The organism is Microbacterium sp. NPDC056052 (assembly GCF_042266785.1).
Classification (GTDB): Bacteria; Actinomycetota; Actinomycetes; order Actinomycetales; family Microbacteriaceae; genus Microbacterium.
Genome location: NZ_JBHJWV010000009.1, coordinates 104,517 through 128,296 on the forward strand (window position 1 = coordinate 104,517; position 23,780 = coordinate 128,296).

General features: G+C 71.0%; 25 protein-coding genes and 1 pseudogene. 13 read left to right on the plus strand and 13 right to left on the minus strand.

From position 1 onward, the window contains the following. Positions 1 to 29: 29 nt before the first annotated feature. A complete protein-coding gene (locus tag ACFC1J_RS16890) occupies positions 30 to 1,622 on the minus strand; it encodes a carboxyl transferase domain-containing protein (protein ID WP_375908876.1) in 1,593 nt (530 codons plus the stop codon). A 111-nt stretch (positions 1,623 to 1,733) separates the two neighbouring features. Next, positions 1,734 to 2,291 carry a nucleoside phosphorylase gene (locus ACFC1J_RS16895; protein ID WP_375908666.1) on the minus strand — a complete coding sequence of 186 codons (558 nt, stop codon included), beginning with the start codon at positions 2,289 to 2,291 and terminating at the stop codon, positions 1,734 to 1,736. Between the two features lie 94 nt (positions 2,292 to 2,385). Here ACFC1J_RS16895 and nadE point away from each other — a divergent pair, with 94 nt between their 5' ends. From nadE to ACFC1J_RS16910, 3 genes are all read left to right on the plus strand, one after another. Next, positions 2,386 to 3,204 (plus strand): ammonia-dependent NAD(+) synthetase, encoded by an 819-nt coding sequence (gene nadE, locus ACFC1J_RS16900; RefSeq protein ID WP_375908669.1) that lies wholly within the window; start codon positions 2,386 to 2,388, stop codon positions 3,202 to 3,204. Between the two features lie 102 nt (positions 3,205 to 3,306). After that, positions 3,307 to 7,020: a TM0106 family RecB-like putative nuclease gene (locus tag ACFC1J_RS16905; protein ID WP_375908672.1), complete on the plus strand. Its 3,714-nt coding sequence runs from the start codon at positions 3,307 to 3,309 to the stop codon at positions 7,018 to 7,020. Next, on the plus strand, positions 7,010 to 7,777 hold the full coding sequence (locus ACFC1J_RS16910) for a GNAT family N-acetyltransferase (protein ID WP_375908675.1): 768 nt from the start codon (positions 7,010 to 7,012) through the stop codon (positions 7,775 to 7,777). The genes ACFC1J_RS16905 and ACFC1J_RS16910 overlap by 11 nt, the downstream gene beginning before the upstream one ends. A gap of 90 nt (positions 7,778 to 7,867) precedes the next feature. Here the strand turns inward: ACFC1J_RS16910 and upp are convergent, their stop codons facing one another. The 3 genes from upp to ACFC1J_RS16925 form a co-directional block, all read right to left on the minus strand. Further along, positions 7,868 to 8,500: a uracil phosphoribosyltransferase gene (gene upp, locus ACFC1J_RS16915; protein WP_233310171.1), complete on the minus strand. Its 633-nt coding sequence runs from the start codon at positions 8,498 to 8,500 to the stop codon at positions 7,868 to 7,870. Positions 8,501 to 8,579: 79 nt separating this feature from the next. Then, the gene (locus ACFC1J_RS16920) at positions 8,580 to 8,780 is read right to left on the minus strand and encodes a DUF6186 family protein (RefSeq protein WP_375908679.1); all 201 of its coding nucleotides are present in this window, start codon (positions 8,778 to 8,780) and stop codon (positions 8,580 to 8,582) included. Beyond that, entirely contained in the window at positions 8,777 to 9,370 is a 594-nt protein-coding gene (locus tag ACFC1J_RS16925; protein ID WP_375908682.1) for a hypothetical protein, read from the minus strand. Before ACFC1J_RS16925 ends, ACFC1J_RS16920 begins: the two co-directional genes overlap by 4 nt. A gap of 113 nt (positions 9,371 to 9,483) precedes the next feature. Here ACFC1J_RS16925 and ACFC1J_RS16930 point away from each other — a divergent pair, with 113 nt between their 5' ends. Further along, entirely contained in the window at positions 9,484 to 9,951 is a 468-nt protein-coding gene (locus ACFC1J_RS16930; RefSeq protein ID WP_375908685.1) for a nucleoside deaminase, read from the plus strand. Between the two features lie 30 nt (positions 9,952 to 9,981). Here the strand turns inward: ACFC1J_RS16930 and ACFC1J_RS16935 are convergent, their stop codons facing one another. Continuing rightward, positions 9,982 to 10,872 carry an alpha/beta hydrolase gene (locus tag ACFC1J_RS16935; protein ID WP_375908688.1) on the minus strand — a complete coding sequence of 297 codons (891 nt, stop codon included), beginning with the start codon at positions 10,870 to 10,872 and terminating at the stop codon, positions 9,982 to 9,984. Positions 10,873 to 10,888: 16 nt separating this feature from the next. Next, positions 10,889 to 11,860: a cation diffusion facilitator family transporter gene (locus tag ACFC1J_RS16940; RefSeq protein WP_375908691.1), complete on the minus strand. Its 972-nt coding sequence runs from the start codon at positions 11,858 to 11,860 to the stop codon at positions 10,889 to 10,891. A gap of 197 nt (positions 11,861 to 12,057) precedes the next feature. On the opposite strand from ACFC1J_RS16940, the gene proC reads away from it, so the two are divergent. Next, positions 12,058 to 12,894 (plus strand): pyrroline-5-carboxylate reductase, encoded by an 837-nt coding sequence (proC, locus tag ACFC1J_RS16945; RefSeq protein ID WP_375908694.1) that lies wholly within the window; start codon positions 12,058 to 12,060, stop codon positions 12,892 to 12,894. A 44-nt stretch (positions 12,895 to 12,938) separates the two neighbouring features. Here proC and ACFC1J_RS16950 read toward each other — a convergent pair whose 3' ends face one another. From ACFC1J_RS16950 to ACFC1J_RS16965, 4 genes are all read right to left on the minus strand, one after another. Next, a complete protein-coding gene (locus ACFC1J_RS16950; protein WP_375908697.1) occupies positions 12,939 to 14,531 on the minus strand; it encodes a hypothetical protein in 1,593 nt (530 codons plus the stop codon). Then, entirely contained in the window at positions 14,513 to 15,301 is a 789-nt protein-coding gene (locus tag ACFC1J_RS16955; RefSeq protein ID WP_375908700.1) for an ABC transporter ATP-binding protein, read from the minus strand. Before ACFC1J_RS16955 ends, ACFC1J_RS16950 begins: the two co-directional genes overlap by 19 nt. A gap of 172 nt (positions 15,302 to 15,473) precedes the next feature. Further along, positions 15,474 to 16,145: a TrkA family potassium uptake protein gene (locus tag ACFC1J_RS16960; RefSeq protein ID WP_045272962.1), complete on the minus strand. Its 672-nt coding sequence runs from the start codon at positions 16,143 to 16,145 to the stop codon at positions 15,474 to 15,476. A 97-nt stretch (positions 16,146 to 16,242) separates the two neighbouring features. Next, complete coding sequence (locus tag ACFC1J_RS16965) at positions 16,243 to 17,673, minus strand: TrkH family potassium uptake protein (RefSeq protein ID WP_375908703.1); 1,431 nt, start codon at positions 17,671 to 17,673, stop codon at positions 16,243 to 16,245. Between the two features lie 76 nt (positions 17,674 to 17,749). Between ACFC1J_RS16965 and ACFC1J_RS16970 the strand changes: the two genes are divergently transcribed. Further along, positions 17,750 to 18,172 carry an ArsR/SmtB family transcription factor gene (locus ACFC1J_RS16970; RefSeq protein ID WP_375908706.1) on the plus strand — a complete coding sequence of 141 codons (423 nt, stop codon included), beginning with the start codon at positions 17,750 to 17,752 and terminating at the stop codon, positions 18,170 to 18,172. 57 nt (positions 18,173 to 18,229) lie between these two features. Here the strand turns inward: ACFC1J_RS16970 and ACFC1J_RS16975 are convergent, their stop codons facing one another. Together ACFC1J_RS16975 and ACFC1J_RS16980 are read right to left on the minus strand one after the other, a co-directional pair. Continuing rightward, positions 18,230 to 19,057: an ABC transporter permease gene (locus ACFC1J_RS16975; protein WP_375908708.1), complete on the minus strand. Its 828-nt coding sequence runs from the start codon at positions 19,055 to 19,057 to the stop codon at positions 18,230 to 18,232. Continuing rightward, positions 19,054 to 19,950 carry an ATP-binding cassette domain-containing protein gene (locus ACFC1J_RS16980; protein WP_375908711.1) on the minus strand — a complete coding sequence of 299 codons (897 nt, stop codon included), beginning with the start codon at positions 19,948 to 19,950 and terminating at the stop codon, positions 19,054 to 19,056. Before ACFC1J_RS16980 ends, ACFC1J_RS16975 begins: the two co-directional genes overlap by 4 nt. Before the next feature lie 82 nt (positions 19,951 to 20,032). Here ACFC1J_RS16980 and ACFC1J_RS16985 point away from each other — a divergent pair, with 82 nt between their 5' ends. From ACFC1J_RS16985 to ACFC1J_RS17015, 7 genes and pseudogenes are all read left to right on the plus strand, one after another. Beyond that, positions 20,033 to 20,983: a TetR/AcrR family transcriptional regulator gene (locus tag ACFC1J_RS16985; protein WP_375908714.1), complete on the plus strand. Its 951-nt coding sequence runs from the start codon at positions 20,033 to 20,035 to the stop codon at positions 20,981 to 20,983. A gap of 107 nt (positions 20,984 to 21,090) precedes the next feature. After that, positions 21,091 to 21,285, plus strand: coding sequence for a helix-turn-helix domain-containing protein (locus tag ACFC1J_RS16990; RefSeq protein WP_045272966.1), 195 nt, complete (start codon positions 21,091 to 21,093; stop codon positions 21,283 to 21,285). A 150-nt stretch (positions 21,286 to 21,435) separates the two neighbouring features. Then, the gene (locus ACFC1J_RS16995) at positions 21,436 to 21,534 is read left to right on the plus strand and encodes a 30S ribosomal protein bS22 (RefSeq protein WP_003792170.1); all 99 of its coding nucleotides are present in this window, start codon (positions 21,436 to 21,438) and stop codon (positions 21,532 to 21,534) included. A gap of 156 nt (positions 21,535 to 21,690) precedes the next feature. Further along, on the plus strand, positions 21,691 to 21,993 hold the full coding sequence (locus ACFC1J_RS17000) for a rhodanese-like domain-containing protein (RefSeq protein WP_375908716.1): 303 nt from the start codon (positions 21,691 to 21,693) through the stop codon (positions 21,991 to 21,993). After that, positions 21,990 to 22,241, plus strand: a pseudogene (locus ACFC1J_RS17005) (glutaredoxin family protein); the annotation flags it as partial. The gene ACFC1J_RS17000 and the pseudogene ACFC1J_RS17005, both read left to right, overlap by 4 nt. Before the next feature lie 140 nt (positions 22,242 to 22,381). After that, complete coding sequence (locus tag ACFC1J_RS17010; protein WP_375908719.1) at positions 22,382 to 22,684, plus strand: Dabb family protein; 303 nt, start codon at positions 22,382 to 22,384, stop codon at positions 22,682 to 22,684. A 264-nt stretch (positions 22,685 to 22,948) separates the two neighbouring features. Further along, the gene (locus ACFC1J_RS17015; RefSeq protein WP_375908722.1) at positions 22,949 to 23,767 is read left to right on the plus strand and encodes a basic amino acid ABC transporter substrate-binding protein; all 819 of its coding nucleotides are present in this window, start codon (positions 22,949 to 22,951) and stop codon (positions 23,765 to 23,767) included. Positions 23,768 to 23,780: the final 13 nt, after the last annotated feature.

A 23,780-nucleotide genomic window follows, 5' to 3' on the forward strand; every position in this document is an offset into this window, starting at 1 on the left:
CTCGACAGGCTCGGTATGACGCATCTCACTCACATCCGGAAGACGCCGTAGCCCGGCTGGTCGGTCGAGGGGGCCCGCATCACGACGTCGAGCGCGAGGCCCAGCACATCGCGGGTCTGACCGGGCTCGATGATCCCGTCGTCCCACAGTCGGGCGGTCGAGTAGTACGGGCTGCCCTGCTCGTCGTAGGAGGCGCGGATCGGCGCCTGGAACTCGGCCTCCTCCCCGGCCGACCAGGATCCGCCCGCGGCCTCGATCTGATCGCGGCGCACGGTCGACAGCACCGACGCGGCCTGCGGCCCGCCCATCACCGAAACGCGGGCGCCGGGCCAGAGCCAGAGGAACCGTGGCGAGTACGCCCGCCCGCACATCGAGTACGTGCCGGCGCCGAAGGATCCGCCCACGACGACCGTGAGCTTGGGCACCGACGTGGTCGCGACGGCGTTCACCATCTTCGCGCCGTGCTTCGCGATGCCGCTCGCCTCGTACTCGCGACCGACCATGAAGCCGGTGATGTTCTGCAGGAACAGCAACGGCGTGCGGCGCTGCTCGCAGAGCTGGATGAAATGCGCTCCCTTGAGCGCCGACTCCCCGAAGAGCACGCCGTTGTTCGCGATGATCCCGACGCGGTGCCCGTGGATGTGCGCGAAAGCGGTCACCAGGGTGGTGCCGTACTCGGGCTTGAACTCGGTGAAAGCGCCGGCGTCGACGATGCCGCGGATGATCTCGCGCGCGTCGTACGGCGCCGTCAGCTCGACCGGGACCACGTCGAGCAGGTCGACGGCCGGGGGATCCTCGACCGCGGCGGCCGGATCCGCGAGGTCTGGGGAGGGCGGCAGCGTCGCCACGATGTCCCGGACGATCTGCAGCGCGTGCTCGTCGTTCTCGGCGAGGTGGTCGGCGACACCAGAGACCCGGGTGTGCACCTCGCCACCGCCGAGGTCCTCCGCGGTGACGACCTCGCCGGTCGCCGCCTTCACGAGCGGAGGACCGCCGAGGAAGATCGTGCCCTGGTTGCGCACGATCACCGTCTCGTCGCTCATCGCCGGGACGTAGGCGCCGCCGGCCGTGCTCGAACCCATGACCGCCGCGATCTGCGGGATGCCGTCGCGCGACATCCTGGCCTGGTTGTAGAAGATGCGGCCGAAGTGGTCGCGGTCGGGGAACACCTCGTCCTGCATCGGGAGGAACGCGCCGCCCGAGTCGACGAGGTAGATGCAGGGCAGCCGGTTCTCCGCGGCGATCTCCTGCGCACGCAGGTGCTTCTTGACCGTGATCGGGTAGTAGGTGCCGCCCTTGACCGTGGCGTCGTTCGCGACGACCATGACATGCCGCCCATGGACGAGCCCGATCCCCGCGACCACGCCGCCCGAGGGGGCGTCACCGCCGTACAGCCCGTAGCCCGCGAGAGGGGCGACCTCGAGGAACGGGCTGCCGACGTCGAGCAGGTGGTCCACCCTGTCCCTGGCGAGGAGCTTGCCGCGCTCGGTGTGGCGGATGCGGGACTTCTCGGGTCCCCCCAGCGCGGCGTCGGCGCGGCGCACGCGCAGCTCGTCGACGAGCTCCCGGTAGGTCGGCGCTGGCGCGCTCGGCGCGGATGACTGCGGCACGGAACCCTCCATCGGGTAGGCCATCGGGCGACGATGGGACTCGTGATTCAGATTAGCGAGCGTTAACTGAAATGTCCACGGGTCACTCTCCGAACGTCACGGCTCCGACATCGCGGCACGCGCTCAGACCCCGTACTCGGCGCGGATGCGGTCGCGGAGCTGCACGCTGCAGGCGGCGACGGTCTCGTCCCACACGGTGGTGGCGCCGTCCTGAGCTGTGTCGGAGATCGCGCGCAGCACGCGGATCGGCACGTCGAACTGGTCGGCGACCCAGACGTAGGCGTAGGTCTCCATGTCGACCAGCACCCCGCCGAGGCCGCGGATCCGCTCGACCACCGCGACGTCGTCGACGAAGCTGTCGCCCGTCGCGATCACAAGGCCGTCGCGGCCTGTCGCGACGCGCGGCGGGAGCGAGACGTGCTGTCCGATCACGCCGTCCAGATCCTGCACGTCGTGCTGGATCGCGGCCGTGATCTCGTAGACGCCGCCCGGGAGCTCCGGATCCACCCCGCCTGCCGTGCCGACGACGACGATCTCCTCGTACGCGGCCGCGTCGAGCGCGCGGGTGAGGCCGTAGGCGGCCTTGAGCTTGCCGGGGCCCGTCACGAGCCGGTCGAAGCCCTCCAGCGATTCGGGGAAGGCCTGCAGTTCGGACGCGAGGGCGGCGACGAGAAGTCTCATGCCCCCATCCTCGCAGGCGCCGCCGAGGCGACCTCGGCGTTCATGCGCTCGAAACGTCGTCGTTGGATACTGGTTCCACGACCGAAGGAGAAGCATGACCCTGCAGCAGGACATCGCCGCCGATCTCGGAGTGCGTCCCGAGATCGATCCCGTCGCCGAGATCGACCGCCGGGTCGGCTTCCTCGTCGACTACCTCGGGCGCACGGGCGCCAAGGGGTACGTGCTGGGGATCTCGGGCGGACAGGACTCGACGCTCGCCGGGCGCCTCGCGCAGCTCGCCGTCGAGAAGGTGCGCGCCGCCGGCGGCGAGGCGACGTTCATCGCCGTGCGCCTGCCGTATCGGGTGCAGCACGACGCCGACGACGCGTCCGCGGCGATGGCGTTCATCGCCGCCGACGAGGGCGTCGAGGTCAACATCGAGCACGGCGTCGACGGCCTCGAGAACGACCTCGAGGCCGCGGGCCTGGAGGACGTCGCCGACTTCCACCGCGGCAACATCAAGGCGCGTCTGCGGATGGTCACGCAGTACGCGATCGCCGGTCAGCGCGGCATGCTCGTGATCGGCACCGATCACGCGGCCGAAGCGGTGACCGGGTTCTTCACGAAGTTCGGCGACGGGGCCGCGGACCTCACGCCGCTCGCGGGCCTCACCAAGCGGCAGGGGCGCTCGCTGCTGCTGGAGCTCGGTGCGCCGGACCGTCTGGCCTACAAGGTGCCCACGGCGGACCTCCTCGACGGCACGCCGGGACGCGCCGACGAGGACGAGCTCGGCCTCACCTACGAGCAGATCGACGACTTCCTGGAGGGGCGCCAGGTCGAGGCGAGCGTGGCCGAGCGCATCGCAGCGCGCTATCTCGCCACGTCGCACAAGCGCCGTCAGCCGGTCACACCCGACGACACGTGGTGGCGCTGAGTCCGGTCGTGGTCTTCCGCGCCACGATCCGGTGATGTCGGCGGTCCCGTCTAGGGTCGAAGCGACGGCCTGATCGGTCGCCACCCGAAGACAGGAGCCGTCGTGCGCGTGATCACCCCCTCCGGATCCGACCGGAAGCGCGTGATCTGGAGCGCCACGGATCTGAAGCTCGCGGCGGAGTGCGAGTTCGCCTGGGCGCGCTCGGTCGATGCGAAGCTCGGGCGGGTCGAGCCGGTCGAGGATCCGGAGGACGCCACGCTCGCCCGCGCCGCGGCGATGGGCGACGCGCACGAGCTGGTGGTGCTGGACGACTACATCGCAGAGCACGGACGGTCCGTCGACGGCGGGCCGGGTGTGATCGAGCTGCCCAAGGTGTCGTCGACCGATGCCGAGGCGCTCGCGGGCGTCGTCGCGGACACGGTGCGTGCGCTGCGATCCGAGGCGACGGTGGTGTACCAGGCCGCGTTCTCGACACCCGAGTTCGTCGGTTTCGCCGACTTCCTGCGTCGCGATCCCGATGGCCGGTGGCGCGTGCAGGACTCCAAGCTCGCCCGCACGGCCAGGGTCACGGCGCTCATGCAGCTGGCGGCATATGTCGACCAGCTCGACCGGCTCGGCATCCCGCGCTCCGACGAGGTGGATCTGATCCTCGGCGACCGGAGCGTCTCGACGCATGCGGTGAGCGACCTGCTGCCGCTGTTCCATGTGCGGAGGGCGCGCCTGCGCGCCCTCATCGCCGACCGCCGCATCGACGAGGGCGCGGCCGGGGATCCGCTCGCCTGGGGCGATGACCGCGGAGATCTGCAGATCGTCGCGTGCGGGCGCTGCGCCACCTGCGAGCTCGAGGTCGTGGCGCACCGCGACCTGCTGCTCGTCGCGCGCATGCGTCCGGTGCAGCGGGCGCGGCTCCGCGTCGCGGGCATCCGGACGATCGACGACCTCGCCGCGACGGCGGATGCCCCGGAGGGCATGAGCGCGGAGACGTTCGAGGCGCTGCGGGCGCAGGCCCGCCTGCAGCTCGCCGCGATGGCGGCGGAGGCGGTCGCTGCGGCAGAGGGCGACGCCGACGCGCACCCGGCGCCGCCGTTCGAGGTCGTCTCCGCCGCCGCGATCGGCATGATGCCGCGTCCCAGCCGCGGCGACCTCTTCTTCGACTTCGAGGGGGATCCGCTCTACACCGAGCCGGACGAGGGGCATCCCCAGGAGAACAAGCGATGGGGACTGGACTACCTGTTCGGCTGGGTCGACGACGCGGAGCAGTACTCCGCGCTGTGGGCGCACGATTTCGCGGCCGAGAAGCAGGCGCTGCTCGACTTCCTCGACTTCGTGGCCGCGCGGCGGGCGGCGCATCCCGACCTGCACATCTACCATTACGCGCCCTACGAGACCTCGCACCTGCAGAACATGGCGGAGCGCTACGGCGTGGGCGAGGCGGAGGTCGACCGGCTGCTCCGTGAGGGCGTGTTCGTCGACCTGTACCCGCTGGTGCTGCGGACGGTCCGGATCGGATCCCGGTCGTACTCGATCAAGAAGCTCGAGCCGCTCTACATGGGCGCTGAGGTGCGCACGAGCGACGTGCAGAAGGGCGACGACTCGATCGTCCAGTACGTGCAGGCGCGAGGACTCGCCGCCTCGGGACGCACGGCCGAGGCCGACGGGATCCTCGCCGACCTCGCCGACTACAACCGCTACGACTGCGTCTCGACGCGTCGCCTGCGCAACTGGCTCGTCGGTCTCGCGCGCGAGGCCGGCGTGCTGCCGGCGCCGCCGGACGAGCCGGAGACCCGCGCCTACGAACCGGCGCCGCTCTCGCTCGCGCTCCAGGCCGAGGGGCAGCGCGTGCAGGCCGAGGGCGGAGACGGTCAGACGTACCGGGTCGCCGCCGCCGCGATCGACTACTTCCCGCGCGAGGCGAAGAGCTTCTGGATCTCGCACTTCCAGCGTCTGCGCGAGCCTGTGACGCTGTGGGAGTCCACGCGCGACGTGCTGCGGGTGGACCCCGACCGCTCGGCGGTCGCGCAGGACTGGGGGCAGGAGGAGGGCGCCCGCGCGGTCACGCGCCTCGTCGACCTGCACGGCGAGGTGGCGCCGGGCAGCACCCTGAACGTCGGCGGCAGCCCGTTCGCGCTGTACGCGGCCCCCGCGCCGTTCTTCGGCGAGTTCCCTGCGCGCGTGATCCACGTGCCGCACGAGGTCGAGGTCGTCGAGGTGCTCGACGACGGCTACCGGATCCGCGAGCGCTCGATCGGCGGACAGACCTGGGACGAGCTGCCGCTCGCGCTCACCCCGGCGTCGCCGCCCCGCGTGAACTCCCTGCAGGGGGCGATCGAGGAGTGGGCAGGAGCCGTGCTGTCGGCGTCACCGGCTTTCCCGCAGGATCCGGCGACCGACGCGCTGCGCCGGATCGTGCCCCGCACGGTCTCCGGCGGGCCGCTGCCGGTCCTGGCGATGGGACCCGACGGGCACCCCGGTGGCAGCGCCGACGCCGCCGACGCGATCGTGCAGGGCGTGCTCGACCTCGACCGCAGCTACCTCGCCGTGCAGGGCCCTCCCGGCACGGGCAAGACCTACACGGCCTCGCACGTGATCGCCCGGCTCGTGAACGACCACGGATACCGCATCGGCGTGGTCGCGCAGTCGCATGCGATCGTGGAGAACCTTCTCGATCGGGTGGTCGCGGCCGGGGTGCCTTCCGAGCAGGTGGCGAAGGCGCCGAAGGATCCGCACGGACCGGAGCCCGTCTTCACCGTGATCCGCAAGGACGGGATGGCCGGATACCTCGCAGAGCAGGACGGCGCAGGTCGCGGCTGCGTGGTCGGCGGCACCGCCTGGGACTTCTCCAGCACCAGGCGCGTGCAGCGCGGCGAGCTCGACCTGCTCGTGATCGACGAGGCGGGGCAGTTCTCGCTCGCCTCCACGATCGCCGTCGCCGGCTCGGCGCAGCGGCTGCTGCTCCTCGGCGACCCGCAGCAGCTGCCGCAGGTGAGCCAGGGCACGCACCCCGAGCCCGTCGACACCTCGGCGCTCGGCTGGGTCATGCACGAGAAGGCCGTGATCGATCCCGCGTACGGAGCCTTCCTCGCCCGCTCCTGGCGGATGCACCCTGATGTCGCGGCCCCGATCTCGCAGCTCGCCTACGCCGGTGCGCTCGCCTCCGCGCCCGGCACGGAGCGGCGCGTGATCGACGGCGTCGAGCCGGGGCTGCACGTGCGGCCGATCCGGCACCGCGGCAACGCCACGCAGTCGCCCGAGGAGGCCGCGGAGGTCGTCCGCATCGTCCGCGCGCTCATCGGCCGGGAGTACACCGACGGCATGGAGGGTGCGCCGCCGCGCGCTCTCGAACAGGCGGACGTCATCGTCGTCGCGCCCTACAACGCGCAGAAGCAGCTGATCCTCGATGCGCTCGCCGAGGCCGGTCTCGGCGATGTCGCCGTGGGCACGGTCGACAACTTCCAGGGCAGGGAGGCTGTGGTCTCGATCACGTCGCTCGCCGCGTCGAGTGGACGGGACGCCCCGCGCGGACCCGAGTTCCTGCTGCTGCAGAATCGGCTCAACGTGGCGATCTCGCGGGCCAAGGTCGCCGCCTACCTCGTGCACTCGCCGGCCCTCCTGGACGACCTCCCGTGGACGCCCGAGGGCGTCGCGCGGCTGAGCGCCTTCGCGCACCTCGTCGGCGCGGATCGCGACGAGGCGGATCCGCATGCCGTGGATCCGGACAGCGCGGGAATCGAATGGCTGAGTGACGAGCGGGAACGCGCCGAACAGGAGCGTGCCGAGCGGGAGCGTGCCGAGCAGGAGCGCGCCGGTGCACTCTGAGGCGGAGATCCTGAAGGCGTCCGCGACGTGGGTCTGGTTCCCGCGCGACAGCGAGAGCCTGGGGGAGCACCTGCAGCTCGTGCGGTATCCCGCGCGCTTCGGCGGCGGAGTGCGCGCGTCGGTGATCGACTCGTCGCTCGACGCGGCCGGAGTCGTCGATCATGCGGTCGGCCGCACCAGGGACTGGGGCGAACGGAAGCTGGTGTTCTGGGTCGGCGCGGCTGATTCGCCGCACGTCGAGGAGGAGCTGCGCCGCCGCGGCGCCGTGCACGACGACACCGTGACGGTCTTCGCGCGGGCGATCCCCGGGGATCCGATCCCTGTGCCGGAGGGCGTCACGGCCGAGACCGTGGGCACGCTGGAGCAGGTGCGCGACGTGGACGCGGTCAGCGTGCCGGTGTGGGCGCAGCAGCCGCTCGACGAAGACGGGCTGGTGGCGCAGCTCGAGGAGGTCGCCGCGGACGCCGAGTCCGGCACCGGGTTCCGCGCGCTCGCCCGCATCGACGGACGCGCGGTGAGCACGGGCGGATGCACGCTCGTGGACGGCTTCCTGAGGCTGTGGGGCGCGGCGACGCTTCCCGAGTTCCGAGGCCGGGGCGCCTACCGCGCTGTGCTCGCCGAGCGGTTGCGCATCGGGCGAGAGCGCGGCGCGACGACGGCACTCGTCAAAGGCCGGGTCGAGACCTCCGCCCCGATCCTCGCCCGCTGCGGATTCGCCGCGTACGGCGAGGACCGCTCCTACGTGCTCGAGGTCTGACGTGCTCGTGGTCTGACGCGCTCGAGGTCTGAAACCGTGCTGGCCGCGAGACCAGCACTGCCTTCAGACCAGCGCTAGACCAGCACTGCCTCAGACCGTGCCGTACAGGCGGTCCCCGGCGTCGCCGAGGCCTGGCACGATGTAGCCCTTCTCGTTCAGGCGCTCGTCGAGTGCGCCGAGGACGAGGGTGACGTTGCGGTCGCCCACGAGGCTCTCGATCGCCGCGACGCCCTCGGGCGTGCCGAGCAGGCAGATCGCGGTCACATCGTCCGCGCCGCGATCGAAGAGGAACTGGATCGCGGCCGCGAGGGATCCACCGGTCGCGAGCATCGGGTCGATCGCGAAGCACTGACGTCCGCTGAGGTCGTCCGGCAGCCGCTCGGCGTAGGTCGTCGGCTCGAAGGTCTCCTCGTCGCGAACCATGCCGAGGAAGCCGACCTCGGCCGTCGGCAGCAGCTTGACGAGGCCCTCGAGCATGCCGAGACCGGCGCGCAGGATCGGGACGACGATGGGCCGCGGCTCGGAGATCTTCACCCCCATGGTCGTGGTGACCGGGGTGGTGATCTCGATCGGGCTGACCCGCACGTTGCGCGTCGCCTCGTAGGCGAGCAGCGTCACGAGCTCCTCGGTGAGCTGGCGGAACACCGGCGACGGGGTGCGCGCATCGCGCAGCACCGACAGCTTGTGGGTGATGAGGGGGTGGTCGGCGACGTGCACACGCATAGGTACAGGCTACTTCGCCCGGGCCGCTGTGCGATGCGCGGATTCTCGAGCGCGGGGCGGGACGCCGGGGATGCGCCTGTCACAGCGTGGCGCCGGCGAGGAAGTGCCAGCCCAGCCACCACCAGACCACGATCACGGCGATGCGCACGTCGCGATCATCGAGCAGCCGGTCGAACAGCGCCGCCACGGTCGCGTCCGGATCCGCGCGCCGGATCCGCCACGTCGCCAGGACGAGCAGCGCGGCGCAGAGCCCGAAGGAGGCGATGCTGAGGAGCGTCATCGCCGGGGTCCTCTCCGCAGCAGGAAGACGCCGCCGGCCAGCCAGGCCGCGGTGAACAGGATCCTGCCGGGCGCGCCGTCGAGCAGCGGGTCGAGCAGGTCGCTGAGCGCGTACGAGGATGCATCGGGGTGGATCTTCCCGAGGATGAACTGCGCGAGCTCCCACAGGCAGCCGGCCACCACGAGCCCGCTCCACACCCAGGCCAGTCGCCGCAGGCCGGGCGTCCAGGGTCGCGGTCCTGTGGCCCTGCCGGGCCAGGCCAGCGCGAGGGCGGCGATCCCGATCGCGGCCACGACCGAGACCATGCCGCCGCCGTGGCGGGGGAGCACGCACACGACGATCCCCGCGAGCACCGCTGCTGCCACGATCACCCGCAACGGCACGAGGCGCGCGGTGACGGCCGGCGTCCACCGGGCGGCGGCGACGAGTGGCGCCGCGCCGAAGAACACGACGGTGTCGAACCACTGCGCGCGGACGATCTGGACGATCCCGATCAGGAGCAGCACCGTGACCCAGCACAGGACGGGCCAGCGCAGCGCGCGCGGCCGGCGGTCCGTCACACCCGCGTCCGCATCGGTCTGAGCGCCCATGACACCCCTGATCCGCATGCTACTCACACGGTGCGGGGGAGCGGCGAGATCCGGCCGCGGTCCGACGCGACGCGGGGCGACCCTCCGGCTAGGCTCGACGGTCGGGAGGACCGGTGAACGCAGCACGACCCGTCACGGACGACACGGCGATGGATCGCGCGCTCGTCCTGGCCGCCGAGGCTGCTGCGGCGGGTGAGATCCCGGTCGGCGCCGTCGTGCTCGACGCCGAGGGGCGGATCCTCGCGGAGGGGCGCAACAACCGCGAGGAGACGGCGGATCCGACCGGCCATGCCGAGATCGTCGCGCTGCGCGCCGCCGCCGCGGCGCAGGGATCCTGGAACCTCACCGGTTGCACGCTCGTCGTCACGATGGAGCCGTGCGTGATGTGCGCAGGGGCGATCCTGCAGTCCCGCGTGGCGCGCGTCGTGTTCGGCGCCTGGGACGACAAGGCCGGGGCCGCCGGATCCCGCTATGACGTGCTCCGCGACCGCCGGCTGCCCTACCGCGCCGAGGTGGTCGGCGGCGTCCGCGAGGGCGAAGCCGTGGAGCAGCTGCGCGCGTTCTTCGCCGAGCGACGCTGATCCGGGATCCCGGATCCCGGTCGCTGACGGTCAGGCCTTCGGACGTCGCGACGCGAGCCGGGCCAGGCGCTGCACCGCGAACAGGTACGCCTGCGCCCGCGGATCGAAGTACCCGGGGTGCCGCGTGCCGTGCTCGTCCACCTCGGTCTGCGATGCGTGGCCGTCGGTGGCCTCGCCCTGCTCGCCGCCCGAGCCGGGGATGGGCCCTCCGTCGGAGGAGTAGACGATCGTGCCCTCGATGTCTCGGGGGTCGACCGGGTGCGCGCCCAGACGCCCCAGGGGAGCGGTGACGTCGTTCGACGCCTCCGTGGCGTAGAACGAGAACGCGCGCTTCGAGATCGCTTCCGCCACGGCGTCGGCGGCCATGTGGGTCATCCCGGCCGAGGCGATCGAGAACGCCATCGAGATCGGGCCTGCGCCGTCCATGAGTACGAGTTCGCCGAAGAGCGTCGAGGAGTACGAGTAGGCGAGCACCGCGATGCGCGCCCGAGGGTGGCTGTGGCGCATGCGCACCAGATCGCCCGCCAGCCGCGCGGCCCCCACGGTCGCGTGCTTGGTCGCGAGCGCCGACAGGTGGGTCCCGGAGTCGTAGCCGAACCACGCCACCGTCGCGATGCGGACGGATCCGCCGCGCAGCGCGGTGGCGCGGATCGTGTCGGCGCACAGCCGCTGGGCGATGCCCGCCCAGCCCGGGAACGCGGCGAGATCCGTGTCGATCCCGTGCAGCACCACCGCGATGAGCTCGGCCGCGTCGACGTCGCCGAACGCCACCGCGGCGCGGGGGTCGTCGCCCTCGAAGAACAGCGAGATCAGGCGCGCCTGTGAGTCGGCGCGCAGTACATCCTGGACGTTCCGCAGCTTCTGCCGCGCGTCCGCGGACAGCGTGGGGTCGGCGAGCGCCTCGGCGAGCGGATCGACCACGACGGCTCCGCGACGGTCAGTCGGCCGAACGCAGCACGAACGTGTCGGTGGGCGGAGTGGGATCCAGAGCGGGCCGGTAGATGTCGGGCTCGAGGTAGATCACCCGCGCCGCGGGCACGGCCTCGCGGATCCGGATCTCGATCGCGTCGATGTCGTCCGCCGCCGCGCGCACGGTCTTGTCCGAGGTGAGCGCGATCTTCGCGGCGACGAGCAGCTCGTCGGGGCCGAGGTACAGCGTCTTGATGTGGATGAGCTTCTCGACCTCGTCGCCCGCCAGGATCGCGTCGACGATGCGGTCGTAGTCGGCCTCGTTCGCGCCCTCGCCGACCAGCAGGCTCTTGGTCTCGATGCCCAGCACCACTGCGATGAGCACGAGCAGCAGGCCGATCATGAGCGTGCCGAGGGCGTCGAAGAGCGGGTTGTGGGTGATCAGGGTGAGACCGACGCCGAGCAGCGCGAAGAGGAGGCCGGCGAGAGCCCCGGTGTCCTCGAGGAGCACGACGGGGAGCTCCGGAGCCTTGGCGCGACGGATGAAGGACACCCACGACTGCCCCTTCGGGCGCACCTCGTTGCTCTCCTTGATCGCGGTGCGCAACGAGAACGACTCCAGCGCGATCGAGACCAGAAGCACCGCGAGCGGCAGCCACCACCAGGTCCTGTCGAGCTCATGCGGCTCGATGATCTTCTGCACGCCCTCGTAGATCGCGAACAGACCGCCGACCGAGAACAGGATGATCGACACGACGAACGCGTACACGAAGCGCTCGCGGCCGTAGCCGAAGGGGTGCTCCCGGTCGGCGCGGCGCTTCGCCTTGCGGCCGCCGAGCATGAGCAGCAGCTGGTTGCCGGAGTCGGCGACCGAGTGGATCGCCTCGGCGAGCATCGAGGCGGATCCGGAGAGCAGCCAGGCCACGAGCTTCGCGAGCGCGATGCCCAGATTCGCGAGGAACGCCGCCAGGATCGCCTTGCCGCCACCGGATGCACTCATGCCACGAGTCTATGACGGGCGATGCCGCGAATCACGGCGCCGACCCGCGCACGACGGCGCTGACGCGCTCGCGACGGCGCCGGGCCGCCCAGGAGCGCCGTCCGTGCAGGAGCGCCGACCGTGCAGGGCGGCCGATCGTCGCGAAGTCGGAGCGCCGGATCCGGGCGCGTCGCGAGCCCGGCTCGTAGGATGGCCGCATGGTCGATGCCCTCCCCTCTGTCGCGTTCCTCGGTGCCGGTTCGATGGGAGGCGCGATCCTGCGCGGCCTCGTCGCCAGCGCGATCCCGGTCGACGGCGGCATCACCGCCACGAACCGCACATCGGCGCGCGCCGTCGAGCTCGAGGGCCTGCCCGGCGTGCGCTCGATCGCGCTCGAGCAGCAGCCGGACGGCAATGACGTGGCGGCCGGGGCGCGCATCGTCGTCGTCGGCGTGAAGCCTGCCATGGTGCCGGATCTGCTCGATGAGATCGCTCCGCATCTGCGCAAGGATGCGATCGTCGTGAGCATCGCGGCCGGTGTCACCCTGGCCACTTTCGCGGCGCACCTGCCCGCGGGCACGAGCGTGCTCCGGTCCATGCCGAACACCCCCGCGACCGTGGGCCGCGCGGTCACCGGGCTCGCCGCGGCCGCCGACGTCACCGACGAGGAGCGCGCGCTCGTGCGCCGGCTGTTCGAGACGGTCGGATCCGTGATCGAGGTCGCGGAGGAGCAGATCGACCCGCTCTCCACGATCTCCGGATCCGGTCCCGCCTACGTCTTCCTGCTCATCGAGGAGTTCACCAAGGCCGCGATCGGCAAGGGCTTCGCCGAGCCCGAGGCGCGCCTCATGGCCGAGCAGACCTTCATCGGCGCGACCGCGCTGCTGGAGGCGTCGGGCGAGGACCCGGCCGAGCTGCGCCGCCGGGTGACGAGCCCCAAGGGCACCACCGAGCGCGCGATCGCGGTGCTGCAGGACGCGGACCTCGACGGCCTGTTCGCCCGCGCCACCGACGCCGCGCTCACCCGGGCGCGTGAACTCGCCGCCGGAGCCTGACACGGAGGGCACGAGGTACCGGGCCCTCCGTCCGCCCGCCGTCCTCAGGCCTCGCTGGCGACCTCGGCGAGCACCTCTGGCCAGCGCCGCTCCAGGATCCGTCCGCCCAGCACCGCACCGCCCCACACGGCGAGGCCGCCGCACACGAGGCCGAATGCGAGGCTCAGCCAGCCGAGCCACGGCGTCCAGATCGCGGCGATCGCGAGGCCGAACGCGGGCGCACCTATCGCCAGGCTCAGCGGCGTGATGATCATCATCGCGACCATCGACTGCACCCCGCCGGAGGATCCGCGTCCGAACGGATTCGCCTCGGGGGCGGGCGCGCGGCCGGGCAGGAATGCGCCGACCCACACCCCGAGACCGGCCGCCGCCGCGCCCAGGCCCAGGGTCGCGCCGAGGCTGGCCGGGAGGAGGTCCATCCGCCCCGCGAGCATGCTCGCCGCGACGCACAGCACGATCGTCACGGGCACGGCGATGATCCCGAATCCGAGCAGACGGCCCGCGCGATCCGCCCGTCCCGGCACGCCGGTGTGGATGTGCAGGGCGATCGCGTCGTTGTCGTAGGCGATGCCCAGTTGCAGGATCGTGCCGATCAGCAGCGCGTTGATCGCCGGGATGAGGATCGCGGCGGGGCCCAGCGTGAACGAACCCTCTCCGCGTCCGTTCATCAGGGTGATCCCGATCAGCAGCGCGGGCAGCAGCACCATCATCACGGTGTTGATGACCTGGCGCGGGTCGCGCGTGGCGTAGCGCAGGGTGCGGGCCGCGATCGCCCCGACCGCGGTGGCAGGGAGCACGCGATCGAGCAGTCCGCCCGAGCGCACGCGGCCGCCGCCGCGGCTCTGGATCGGCGCGACCAGACGGGCGGCGAGCAGTCCGCGCGCGGCGAACCACAGGGCCGTGGCGGTCGCGAGGGCGATGAGCAGCCGGAGGCCTGCCGCGAGCAGATCGCCCTGGGCGAGCGCCGCGGAGACGCCGAACACGGCGCCGAGCGGCGTCCATCCGGCGGCGTCGGCGATCGCAGGAAGGACCGCCGTGGGATCCGAGAGCCGCGCGAACGCGCGCACGAGCACGTTGATCAGCAGGCCGGAGCAGGCGACGAGCAGCACGCCGAGCGTGATCACCAGGTCGCGCGTCCGCCGTCCGGCCAGCCAGCCGGCGAGCACACCGCTGACCACCCGGGCGCCGAGCACGCACGTCGCGAGAGCGAGCGGGATCAGGACCACGGCCGCGACGAGCGCGAGCGGGCTCACCGACCACCCGACGAGCATGAGCAGCAGCGCCACGGTCGTGCCGATGCCGCCGATCGTGGTGGCGCCTGCGACCACGAGCCCCGGCAGCAGCGATCGTGCCGTGACCGGCAGCAGGGCGAAGCGTTCGGGGGCGAGCGAGTCGTCGACGCTCACGACGATCGAGCCGATCCACCACACGAGCACGATGCCGGCGCCGACGACGACCAGCGTGCGCACAGCCGCATCCGGCGCCGCGATCCGCAGCGCCACCAGGCCCGCCGCGAGGGCGGCGAGAAGGCCGAGGGCGATCATCCCCGAGATGATCAGGGACACGATCATCCACGGGTTGCGTCCGAGCTGATGGCCGAGCTGGCGCCAGCGCAGGCTTACGAGGAGCGCAACCATGCGAGCGTCTCCGATCCGAGCTCATGCGCGCCGACCAGGGAGAGGAAGCGCTGCTGCAGCGTCTCGCCCGCGCGGACCTCGTCGAGGGTGCCGTTCGCGAGGAGGCGCCCCTCGGCGACGATCGCGACCCGGTCGCACAGGGACTCGACGAGCTCCATGACGTGGCTGGACAGCACGACCGTGCCGCCGCCGTCGACGAACGCCCGCAGGATCTGCCGGATCGTCTCGCCCGAGACGGGGTCGACCGCCTCGAGCGGTTCGTCCAGGATGAGCAGGCGCGGCGCGTGGATGAGCGCGCACGCGAGGCCGATCTTCTTGCGCATGCCCGCGGAGTAGTCCACCACCAGCGTGCTGCCGGCGTCGGCGAGCCCCAGCGCCTCGAGCAGCTCGCCGGAGCGGCCGACCACCTCGGCCTCGGTCATGCCGCGCAGCAGCCCGGTGTACCGCAGCAGTTCGGCGCCGGTGAGGCGGTCGAGCATGCGCACGCCGTCGGGCAGCACGCCCATGCGCCCCTTCGCGGCAGCCGGATCCTGCCATACGTCCGCGCCGAGCACCCGGGCGGTGCCGGCGTCGGGGCGCAGCAGGCCCGTGGTCATCGCGAGGGTCGTGGTCTTGCCCGCGCCGTTGGGGCCGAGCAGGCCGAGCATGGATCCGGCGGGGACGTCGAGCCAGAGGTCGTCGACGGCCACCTTCTGTCCGAACTGCTTGCGAAGGCCTTGGAGGGAGAGCACCGGCGGCGCGGCTGCGAAGGGCGCTGTGGGGTCGGTCATGCCTCCATCCGACCACGCTCCGCTCCCCGCATGCATCCCCCTAGCGACGGACATCCGGATCCCGACTGACCGCGAGACTCCATCTGGGCGACGAGACTGCACGTGCGAACCGCAGTCTCGTCGCCCAGATGGAGTCTCGCGGGGTGCGGGGTGCGGGGTGCGGGGTGCGGGGTCAGCGATCCAGGGAGGAGAAGCGCTCGATGTCGCTGTTGGTGCCCGACACGATGATGAGGTCGTGGTTGGTGACGACCGTGTCGGCCTCGGCGTAGCGGAACGGCTTGCCGGGGCTCTTCACGCCCACCACCGTCACGTTGTACTTGCTGCGCACGCCGGACTGGTTCAGGCCCACGCCGCGGATGAACTTCGGCGGGTACATCTTGGCCAGCACGAAGTCGTCGTCGAAGCGGATGAAGTCGAGCATGCGGCCGCTCACGAGGTGCGCCACCCGCTCCCCGGCCTCGCGCTCGGGGTAGACCACGTGGTTCGCGCCCACTCTGGCGAGGATCTTGCCGTGCGACTGGGACACGGCCTTCGCCCAGATCTGCGGCACCTTGAGGTCGACGAGGTTCGCGGTGATGAGCACGGAGGCCTCGATCGAGGAGCCCACGGCGACGACGGCGACCTGGAAGTCCTGGGCGCCGATCTGGCGCAGCGCGTCGATGTTGCGGGTGTCGGCCTGCGCGGCGTGCGTGACCCGCTCCGACCACTTCTGCACCAGCTCGAGGTTGGTGTCGATCGCGAGCACCTCGCGGTCGAGGCGGTCCAGTTCACCGGCGCAGGCGGCGCCGAAGCGGCCCAGCCCGATCACGAGCACCGGGGCGTCGTTGCGCAGCACTTCAACCATGCCGCCCACTTTACTGTCCGCCGCCGCGTCGACCCGGTCAGCCGACGGTCAGCCGACGATCGGACGGTCAGCAGACGGCCAGCCGACGATCAGACGGTCAGCCGACGATCGGCCGCTCGACGGGCAGCGAGTACAGCTGGGTGCGCGAGGTCGCGGCCACGGCGGCGGCGAGCGTGACCGTGCCCACGCGCCCCATGAAGATCGTGGCGGCGAGGATGTAGGTCGCCGCGTCGGGAAGCCTCTCGGTGACACCGGTCGAGAGTCCCACGGTGCCGAAGGCCGAGACCACGTCGAAGAGCACCTCGTCGACGGAGAACTTCGTGATCTGGCTGATCGCGATCGTGGAGAGCGCGACGGTGGTGGCGCCCCAGGCGACGACGCTGAGCGCGACGCGCTGCACATCCGAGGGGATGCGCCGGCCGAAGGCCTGCACGGACGGGCGTCCCTTGGCCTCGCTGATCACGGCCAGGGCGAGCACGGCGAGAGTCGTCACCTTGATGCCGCCGGCCGTGGACGCGGAGCCGCCGCCCACGAACATGAGCATGGACGCGGCGAGCATCGAGGATCCGTTGAGATCGCCCATGTTCACGACGTTGAAGCCGCCGGAGCGCGTCATGGCGGACAGGAAGAACGCCTGGAACGTCGTGTCGCCGGCGTCCATGGATCCGAAGGTCTTCGGGTTGTCGAACTCGAGCAGGAGGAAGACGGCGGCGCCGATCACGAACAGCACGATCGTGGTGAGCACCGTCAGCTTGGTGTGCAGCGACCAGCGGCGCACGTGCCAGCGCTGTCGGGCGAGCGTGTAGATGACGGGGAAGCCGAGGCTTCCCAGGAACACGCCGAGCATGAGCACGCTGAGCACGTAGTAGTTCTGCGCGAACGGCGCGAGCCCCCCGGGATTCGGGGTGAACCCCGTGTTCGTGAACGCCATCGCCGCGTAGAAGGGCGCCTCCCACAGTGCGGCGACGGGATCCACGCCCGCCGTCAGCAGCGCCGGGTAGAGCAGCACTATGAGACCGGCCTCGATCGCGAACGCCGAGATCGCCACCGTGCGCAGCAGGGATCCGACCTCGCCGAGCCGCACGGTCTGGCTCTCGTTCACGGGACCCCCGTGCGCGCGCATCGGGTTGGTGTCGCCCGCGGCGATGAGCTTGGCGCGAAGACCCAGGCGCTTCGAGATCGCGAGGCCCATCACGCTCGCGAGGGTCAGCACGCCGAGTCCGCCGATGTTGACGCCGACGAAGATCACGCCGAGCCCGAAGCCCGACCAGTGCGTCGCCATGTCGACGGTCGACAGGCCCGTGACGCAGATCGTGGAGACGGCGGTGAACAGCGCATCGGCGAGCGGGGTCACGGTGCGGTCGGCGCTCGCGATCGGCAGCGACAGCAGCGCGGTCGTGATCAGGATGAGCGCCGAGAAGACCACGATCGCGAATCGCGAGGGCGAGGAGGTCGTCAGCGTCTTGCCGAGACGGACGACTCTCCGTGCGACATCCGAGAAGGATCGCGGGGCAGCGGTGCGCGCCATGGTCGAGCCCCTCCGATCCTCCGTCCGCCAAGCCTTCGTCATGGTACTCCGCCCCCGGCGCGGCTACTGTGAAGGCATGACCGACATCTTCGACGTGATCGCCGACGGCACGAGACGGGACATCCTTCAGCTCCTGCGTCAGCGGTCCGAGGAAGGGGATGCCGGCACGAGCGTCACGCAGATCGTGAGCGAACTCGGGATCAGCCAGCCCACCGTCTCGAAGCACCTCAAGGTGCTGCGCGAGGCCGAACTGGTCACGGTCCGCGAGGACGGCCAGCGCCGCTTCTACAGCATCGAGGCGGGCCCCCTGGAACAGGTCGACGACTGGCTCGTCCCGTTCCTCGCCGACGCCTACGGAGACTCGGCCCCCGACATCTCGGGACTCGTCGGGGTTCCGCCGCTTCCCGACGGCGCCGCGCACGCCGCCGAGGTCGTGGGCCGCGCCGCCGCGAGCGCGAAGCACGTGGTGCAGACGGCGCTCAAGCGCCTCGGGGCCTGAGCCTCGGGGCCTGAGCACCGCCCGCAGCCAACGTGCCACGGGAACTCCGGATCCGGCTCAGCGCCGCGCCCGGCCGAAGAGCCAGCGGCCCCACAGGACGGAGAGCGCGAGGATGACCGCGCACCAGCCCAGCGCCCAGGCGGGCTGGGCGTGCAGGGGAGTGCCCATGAGTAGGCCCCGGATCGTCTCGATGATCGGCGTGATGGGCTGGTTCTCCGCCGCCCACTGCAGCCAGGTCGGCATCGTATGCACGGGGACGAACGCGCTGGACAGGTAGGGCACGAACATGAGGATGAATCCGTACCCCGCGGCCGCCTCCGGGCTGCCCGCGGCGAGGCCGATCGCGGCGTAGAGGTACGTGATCACGAGGATGTAGACGGCGATCACGCCGAAAGCGGCGAGCCATTGCAGCGGGCCCGCACTCGGACGGAATCCGAGCAGCAGCGCGACGCCGAACACGACGGCGGTGGAGACCAGGTTGCGCACCAGGCTCGCGATCACATGCCCGGTGAGCACGGACCCCGGTCTCAGCGGCATCGTGCGGATCCGGTCGATGATCCCGGTGGACATGTCGCGGGAGACATACGTCGCGGTCGAGGCGGCGCCGAAACCGGCGCAGAGCAGGATGATCCCCGGCACGACGTAGTCGACGTAGCTGCCGTCGTTCTCGATCGCGCCGCCGAACACGAAGGTGAACAGCAGCATGAGTGTGACCGGCAGCATGATCGACATCGACAGGGTCTCGCCGTCGCGCAGCGACAGGATGAGGCTGCGGCGGACGAACACGCGCTCGGCGGCGAAGCCGCGCAGGCGGGGGCGGATCCCCGACAGCGGCGACGGGACCGGCGCGAGCGGGCGCGAGGCGGGGGCGGACAGAGCGGTCATGCGAACTCCCGGATGGTCGTGCGATCGGCGTCGCCGGTCGCGGTGAGGGTGAGGAAGACGTCGTCGAGCGTGGGCCGGCGCAGCTGCACGCGTGCCGTCGGATGCGCGCCCTCGAGCTCGTCCAGCGCGCGGCGGATGCCGTCAATGGAGCCGTCCGTCGCGATCTCGGCGAGGGAGGATCCGTCGGCGGCCTCGGCGACGAGCACGTCGCTGCCGAACTGGGCCTTGAGCGTGGCCGCGGTCCCGGTGCGGACGATGCGGCCCTCGTGCAGGACGGCGATGTGGTCCGCGAGCTGATCGGCCTCCTCCAGGTACTGGGTGGTCAGGAACACCGTGGTGCCCGCGTCGGCGAGACCGCGGATGACCTCCCAGAGATCCAGGCGGCTGCGCGGATCGACGCCCGTCGTGGGCTCGTCGAGGAAGAGCACCTGCGGCGTGACGACGAAGCTCAGGGCGAGGTCGAGCCGTCGGCGCATGCCGCCGGAGTAGGTCTTGACCTTGCGCCCCGCCGCATCGGCAAGCGCGAACTGCCCGAGCAGCTCGTCCGCGCGACGGCGGGCGGCTCGCGGGGAGAGGCCGGACAGCCGGCTGAGCATCACCAGGTTCTCCACGCCGGTGAGCGCGTCGTCGACCGCGGCCGACTGCCCGGTGAGCGAGATCCGCTGCCGCACGCCGTCCGGGTCGCGGCGCACATCGCATCCGGCGACGATCGCGGTGCCGGCATCGGCACGGGTCAGCGTGGTGAGGATCGAGATCGTGGTGGTCTTGCCGGCGCCGTTGGATCCGAGCAGCGCGACGATCTCGCCCTGCTCGGCCGTCAGGTCGACGCCGCGCAGGACGGGGGCGCCGCGGTACTGCTTGGTGAGTCCTGCGACTTCGATGGCCGTGGTCATCGCCGTTCCTTTCTGTGTATGGATGAAACTGTTTATGACAGTAACACACTGTTTACATCATAAACAGTCCTATCCTGGAGTCATGACCGAAGAGTCCGAACCCGCCGACCTGCCGGACCTGCCGCGCGGCATCGCGCTGGCGTGGGGCATGGCCGCAAGCCCCCAGCGCGGTCCGAAGCGCGAGATGAGTGTGGAGCGCATCGTCGAGGCAGCCGTCGCGCTCGCCGACGGCGAAGGGCTCGGCGCCGTCTCGATGGCGGCCGTGGCGAAGACGCTCGGCTTCACGCCCATGTCGCTCTACCGCTACGTCACGGCGAAGGACGATCTGCTGCTGCTCATGCAGGAGGAGGCCTCAGGCCTGCCCCCGCTCCCCGAGGTCGGTGCGGCCGCGCGGAGCTGGCGGGAGGAGGCGGAGCGGCTCTACCATGCGCACCTCGACGTCTACCTCCGGCATCCCTGGCTGCTCAGCCTGCCGATCAGCGGCACTCCTGTCACGCCGGGGACCGCCGCCTGGATGGATGCCTATCTCGCGGCCTTCGCCGACACGCTGCTCGATCAGGACGAGCGGATGGGCGCGATGCTCGCGATCATGGGGCAGTCCCGGTGGTACGGAACGGTCGCGGCCGGCTACGCCGAGGCTGCGCGGGCGAGCGGACGGACGCTCGAGGAGGTCGGTACCCAGGAGGCGGCCCTGTTCCGGGCGCTGATCGACGCGGACGCCTATCCCCATGCGCGCGCCGCGCTCGACGAGGGCGCGATCGACGGAGACAGGGATCCGATGATGTTCGGCATCGAGCGCGTCCTGGACGGGATCGCCGCACACATCGACCGCCTCGCCGCGGCCTCGCCGGACGCGCCTCGGACTGCTCCCGTGTTCGTCCCGGAGGATCCGGCTCTCGCCGCCGACAAGCGGGTGCGCGCGGCCGCGAAGAGCGTGCGGGACGCCGAGAAGGCGCTGCGGGCGGCGCAGAAGAACGAGCGCCAGGCGCGCAAGGATGCGGCGGAGCGCATCGCGAGATCGGCCGCGGTCTGAGCATCCCCTGCCACAGCGTTCACATGGGTTTACACGCGTCACCAGCAGCCCCTACAGTTGTCGCAACCGCCGCGCAGGTCGCGCGACGGAGAGGGGGGTAGATGGGGATGCCCGAACAGCTGCCGGACGTGAAGTTCCTGACCGTCGCCGAAGTGGCGGCGATCATGCGCGTGTCCAAGATGACCGTGTACCGGCTGGTGCACGCGGGGGAGTTGCCCGCCATCCGGTTCGGCCGCAGCTATCGCGTGCCGGAATCCGCGGTCACGGCCGCGCTGCAGAAGCCGATCGCCGACGTCGGCTGAGCGCCGTGCGCCGGGCGTGGGGACGCCCGATTCGCACGCGCGTCAGCGCCGGCGGCGCCGTGCGCTAGACTGCTCTGAGGCATTTTTTCGTGCCCCGATCCCGGGCGTCGTCCGTGTGCGACGCCCAGCCCCTGACTTAGTGAGGTTTCCGTGGGTTCTGTCATCAAGAAGCGCCGCAAGCGCATGGCGAAGAAGAAGCACCGCAAGCTGCTTCGCAAGACTCGCCACCAGCGCCGCAACAAGAAGTAAGCGGCCGCGCCGAGCGCGCAAGCCACTGAGCGCCCCCGATCTTCGGATCGCCGGGGCGCTTCGTGCATTCCGGAGGTGTGCATTCCGGGGCTGCGTGTGTCCGGGTGGGATCGGCCCGGCGCGCCCGGGCGCCCGGCGTCTGGAAGAATCGGATCCATGAAGACGATCACCGTCGCCCAGCTGGCCGAGCGCACCGAGACGCCTCTCATCGACGTGCGCGAGAGGAACGAGTTCGCCTCCGGGCACGTGCCCGGAGCGGTGAACCTGCCGATGTCCCAGATCGGAGACCTGCTGCACGAACTCCCGGACGGGGCGTTCGATGTGATCTGCCAGCTCGGCGGGCGCTCGGCGCGCGTCGTCGAGGCGCTCGAGGCGCGCGGCTACGACGTCACGAACGTCGAGGGCGGCACCGCAGAGTGGATCGCGGAGGGGCGCGCGATCGAGACGCCGGCGCCGTGATCACGCTGACCCTGATCGGCAAGCCCGACTGCCATCTGTGCGACGTCGCCTCCGATGTGGTCGACGCCGTCGTCGCCGAGCTGCCGGATGCGCTCGCCGAAGACATGGAGATCACCGAGCTGTCGATCCTCGACGACCCCGCCCTGTACGAGAAGTACTGGGAGAAGATCCCCGTGCTCCTCATCGACGGCGAGCTGCACGGCCATTGGCGGATCTCGCCCGACCGGCTGCGCGACGCCCTCGCCGAGAAGGCCGCCGGAACGAACGACGCCGCGACGTCGGACGACGCCGCGACGACGGACGACACCGCGAGCTCGAGCGAAGCAGGAACAGCCGCCGCGGCGGCGGATCTTGCAGAAGCAGAAGACTCCGCAGAAGGAGAACCGCGATGACGCTGCGGCATGTGGTGACCTGGAAGATGGCGGCGACCGATCCGGCCGAGCGCACGGACCATGCCAGAGGGGTCGCCTCGCGACTGGAGGGCCTCGTCGGCGTCGTGCCGTCGATCCGCGCCCTCACCACGGGCGTCAACGTGCTCGCGATCGAGGGCAACTGGGATGTGACCCTGATCGCCGATTTCGACGACGCCGCAGGTCTGGACGCGTACCAGGTGCACCCCGCGCATCAGGAGGTCGTGGGCTACGTGCGCTCGGTCTCGGGAGGACGCTCGGCCGTCGACTTCGAGGTCTGAACGACCCGCAGGGCCGGCGGATCGATCCCTGAGGAACAGCTGATCGGGCCTCTCAGGCACAGTTGGGTGAGTCATCGTCTCGGATCTCAGACATTCTGGTCGTCCTGGGGCAGGCGAGAACCGCGGGATTCCGCGGTGACGCGAACGCCGATACCGAACCGAGACACCCTGAGGCGCCTTCCCGTTACATGGCGGTAACCGCTCCGTGTCAAGATGGTCGGCAACCCGCATAGGACGCCCGCGTCCTCGACACAGGAGTCGCATATGGAACGTCGCTCGAAGATCGCTTACGGACTCGCCCTCGTGGCGGCCGCCACGCTCGCCCTCGCCGGTTGCTCCGGCGGCGGAACCCCCGACGCCGGCGCCACGACGGCCGCCGGAAACGACTACGGCCTGGTGGAGGCCGGCACGCTCACCGTGTGCTCGGACATCCCCTACCCGCCCTTCGAGTTCGAGGGCGGCGACAACGGCACCGGCTACACGGGCTTCGACATCGACATGCTCGGCGCGGTCGCCAAGAAGCTCGACCTCAAGCTCTCGGTGCAGGACGTGGGCTTCGACGCCCTGCAGTCCGGCACGACCCTGCAGTCCGGCACCTGCGACGTCGGCGCCTCGGCGATGACGATCACCGAGGACCGCAAGAAGAACCTCGACTTCTCCGACCCGTACTACGACTCGCTGCAGTCGCTGCTGGTGAAGACCGACTCCGGCATCAAGGACATCAACGGCCTGTCCGGCAAGAACGTCGGCGTCCAGCAGGGCACCACGGGCGAGAACTACGCGAAGGAGCACGCCAAGGGCGCGAACCTCGTGCAGTACCCCTCCGACGGCGAGCTGTGGCCGGCCATGCAGGCCGGGCAGATCGACGCGATCCTCCAGGACCAGCCGGTGAACTTCGAGCACGAGAAGGCCGACAAGTCCTACAAGATCGTCGAGACCTACAAGACGAACGAGTCCTATGGCTTCGCCTTCGCGAAGGGCCAGAAGGACGCGCTGCTGAAGGCCGTCAACGGAGCCCTGAAGGACCTCAAGGACAGCGGCGAGTCGAAGAAGATCTACGACACGTACTTCACGGCCAAGTGACCGGCCGGGCGGA

What these genes read in the sequence shown, in the direction of transcription:
- ACFC1J_RS16890 (WP_375908876.1), bottom strand. Translation starts at nt 1,622, where the DNA reads ATGGAGGGTTCCGTGCCGCAGTCATCCGCGCCGAGCGCGCCAGCGCCG.
- ACFC1J_RS16895 (WP_375908666.1), bottom strand. Translation starts at nt 2,291, where the DNA reads ATGAGACTTCTCGTCGCCGCCCTCGCGTCCGAACTGCAGGCCTTCCCC.
- nadE (WP_375908669.1), top strand. Translation starts at nt 2,386, where the DNA reads ATGACCCTGCAGCAGGACATCGCCGCCGATCTCGGAGTGCGTCCCGAG.
- upp (WP_233310171.1), bottom strand. Translation starts at nt 8,500, where the DNA reads ATGCGTGTGCACGTCGCCGACCACCCCCTCATCACCCACAAGCTGTCG.
- ACFC1J_RS16920 (WP_375908679.1), bottom strand. Translation starts at nt 8,780, where the DNA reads ATGACGCTCCTCAGCATCGCCTCCTTCGGGCTCTGCGCCGCGCTGCTC.
- ACFC1J_RS16925 (WP_375908682.1), bottom strand. Translation starts at nt 9,370, where the DNA reads ATGGGCGCTCAGACCGATGCGGACGCGGGTGTGACGGACCGCCGGCCG.
- ACFC1J_RS16940 (WP_375908691.1), bottom strand. Translation starts at nt 11,860, where the DNA reads ATGAGTGCATCCGGTGGCGGCAAGGCGATCCTGGCGGCGTTCCTCGCG.
- proC (WP_375908694.1), top strand. Translation starts at nt 12,058, where the DNA reads ATGGTCGATGCCCTCCCCTCTGTCGCGTTCCTCGGTGCCGGTTCGATG.
- ACFC1J_RS16950 (WP_375908697.1), bottom strand. Translation starts at nt 14,531, where the DNA reads ATGGTTGCGCTCCTCGTAAGCCTGCGCTGGCGCCAGCTCGGCCATCAG.
- ACFC1J_RS16955 (WP_375908700.1), bottom strand. Translation starts at nt 15,301, where the DNA reads ATGACCGACCCCACAGCGCCCTTCGCAGCCGCGCCGCCGGTGCTCTCC.
- ACFC1J_RS16960 (WP_045272962.1), bottom strand. Translation starts at nt 16,145, where the DNA reads ATGGTTGAAGTGCTGCGCAACGACGCCCCGGTGCTCGTGATCGGGCTG.
- ACFC1J_RS16965 (WP_375908703.1), bottom strand. Translation starts at nt 17,673, where the DNA reads ATGGCGCGCACCGCTGCCCCGCGATCCTTCTCGGATGTCGCACGGAGA.
- ACFC1J_RS16970 (WP_375908706.1), top strand. Translation starts at nt 17,750, where the DNA reads ATGACCGACATCTTCGACGTGATCGCCGACGGCACGAGACGGGACATC.
- ACFC1J_RS16975 (WP_375908708.1), bottom strand. Translation starts at nt 19,057, where the DNA reads ATGACCGCTCTGTCCGCCCCCGCCTCGCGCCCGCTCGCGCCGGTCCCG.
- ACFC1J_RS16980 (WP_375908711.1), bottom strand. Translation starts at nt 19,950, where the DNA reads ATGACCACGGCCATCGAAGTCGCAGGACTCACCAAGCAGTACCGCGGC.
- ACFC1J_RS16985 (WP_375908714.1), top strand. Translation starts at nt 20,033, where the DNA reads ATGACCGAAGAGTCCGAACCCGCCGACCTGCCGGACCTGCCGCGCGGC.
- ACFC1J_RS16990 (WP_045272966.1), top strand. Translation starts at nt 21,091, where the DNA reads ATGCCCGAACAGCTGCCGGACGTGAAGTTCCTGACCGTCGCCGAAGTG.
- ACFC1J_RS17000 (WP_375908716.1), top strand. Translation starts at nt 21,691, where the DNA reads ATGAAGACGATCACCGTCGCCCAGCTGGCCGAGCGCACCGAGACGCCT.
- ACFC1J_RS17010 (WP_375908719.1), top strand. Translation starts at nt 22,382, where the DNA reads ATGACGCTGCGGCATGTGGTGACCTGGAAGATGGCGGCGACCGATCCG.
- ACFC1J_RS17015 (WP_375908722.1), top strand. Translation starts at nt 22,949, where the DNA reads ATGGAACGTCGCTCGAAGATCGCTTACGGACTCGCCCTCGTGGCGGCC.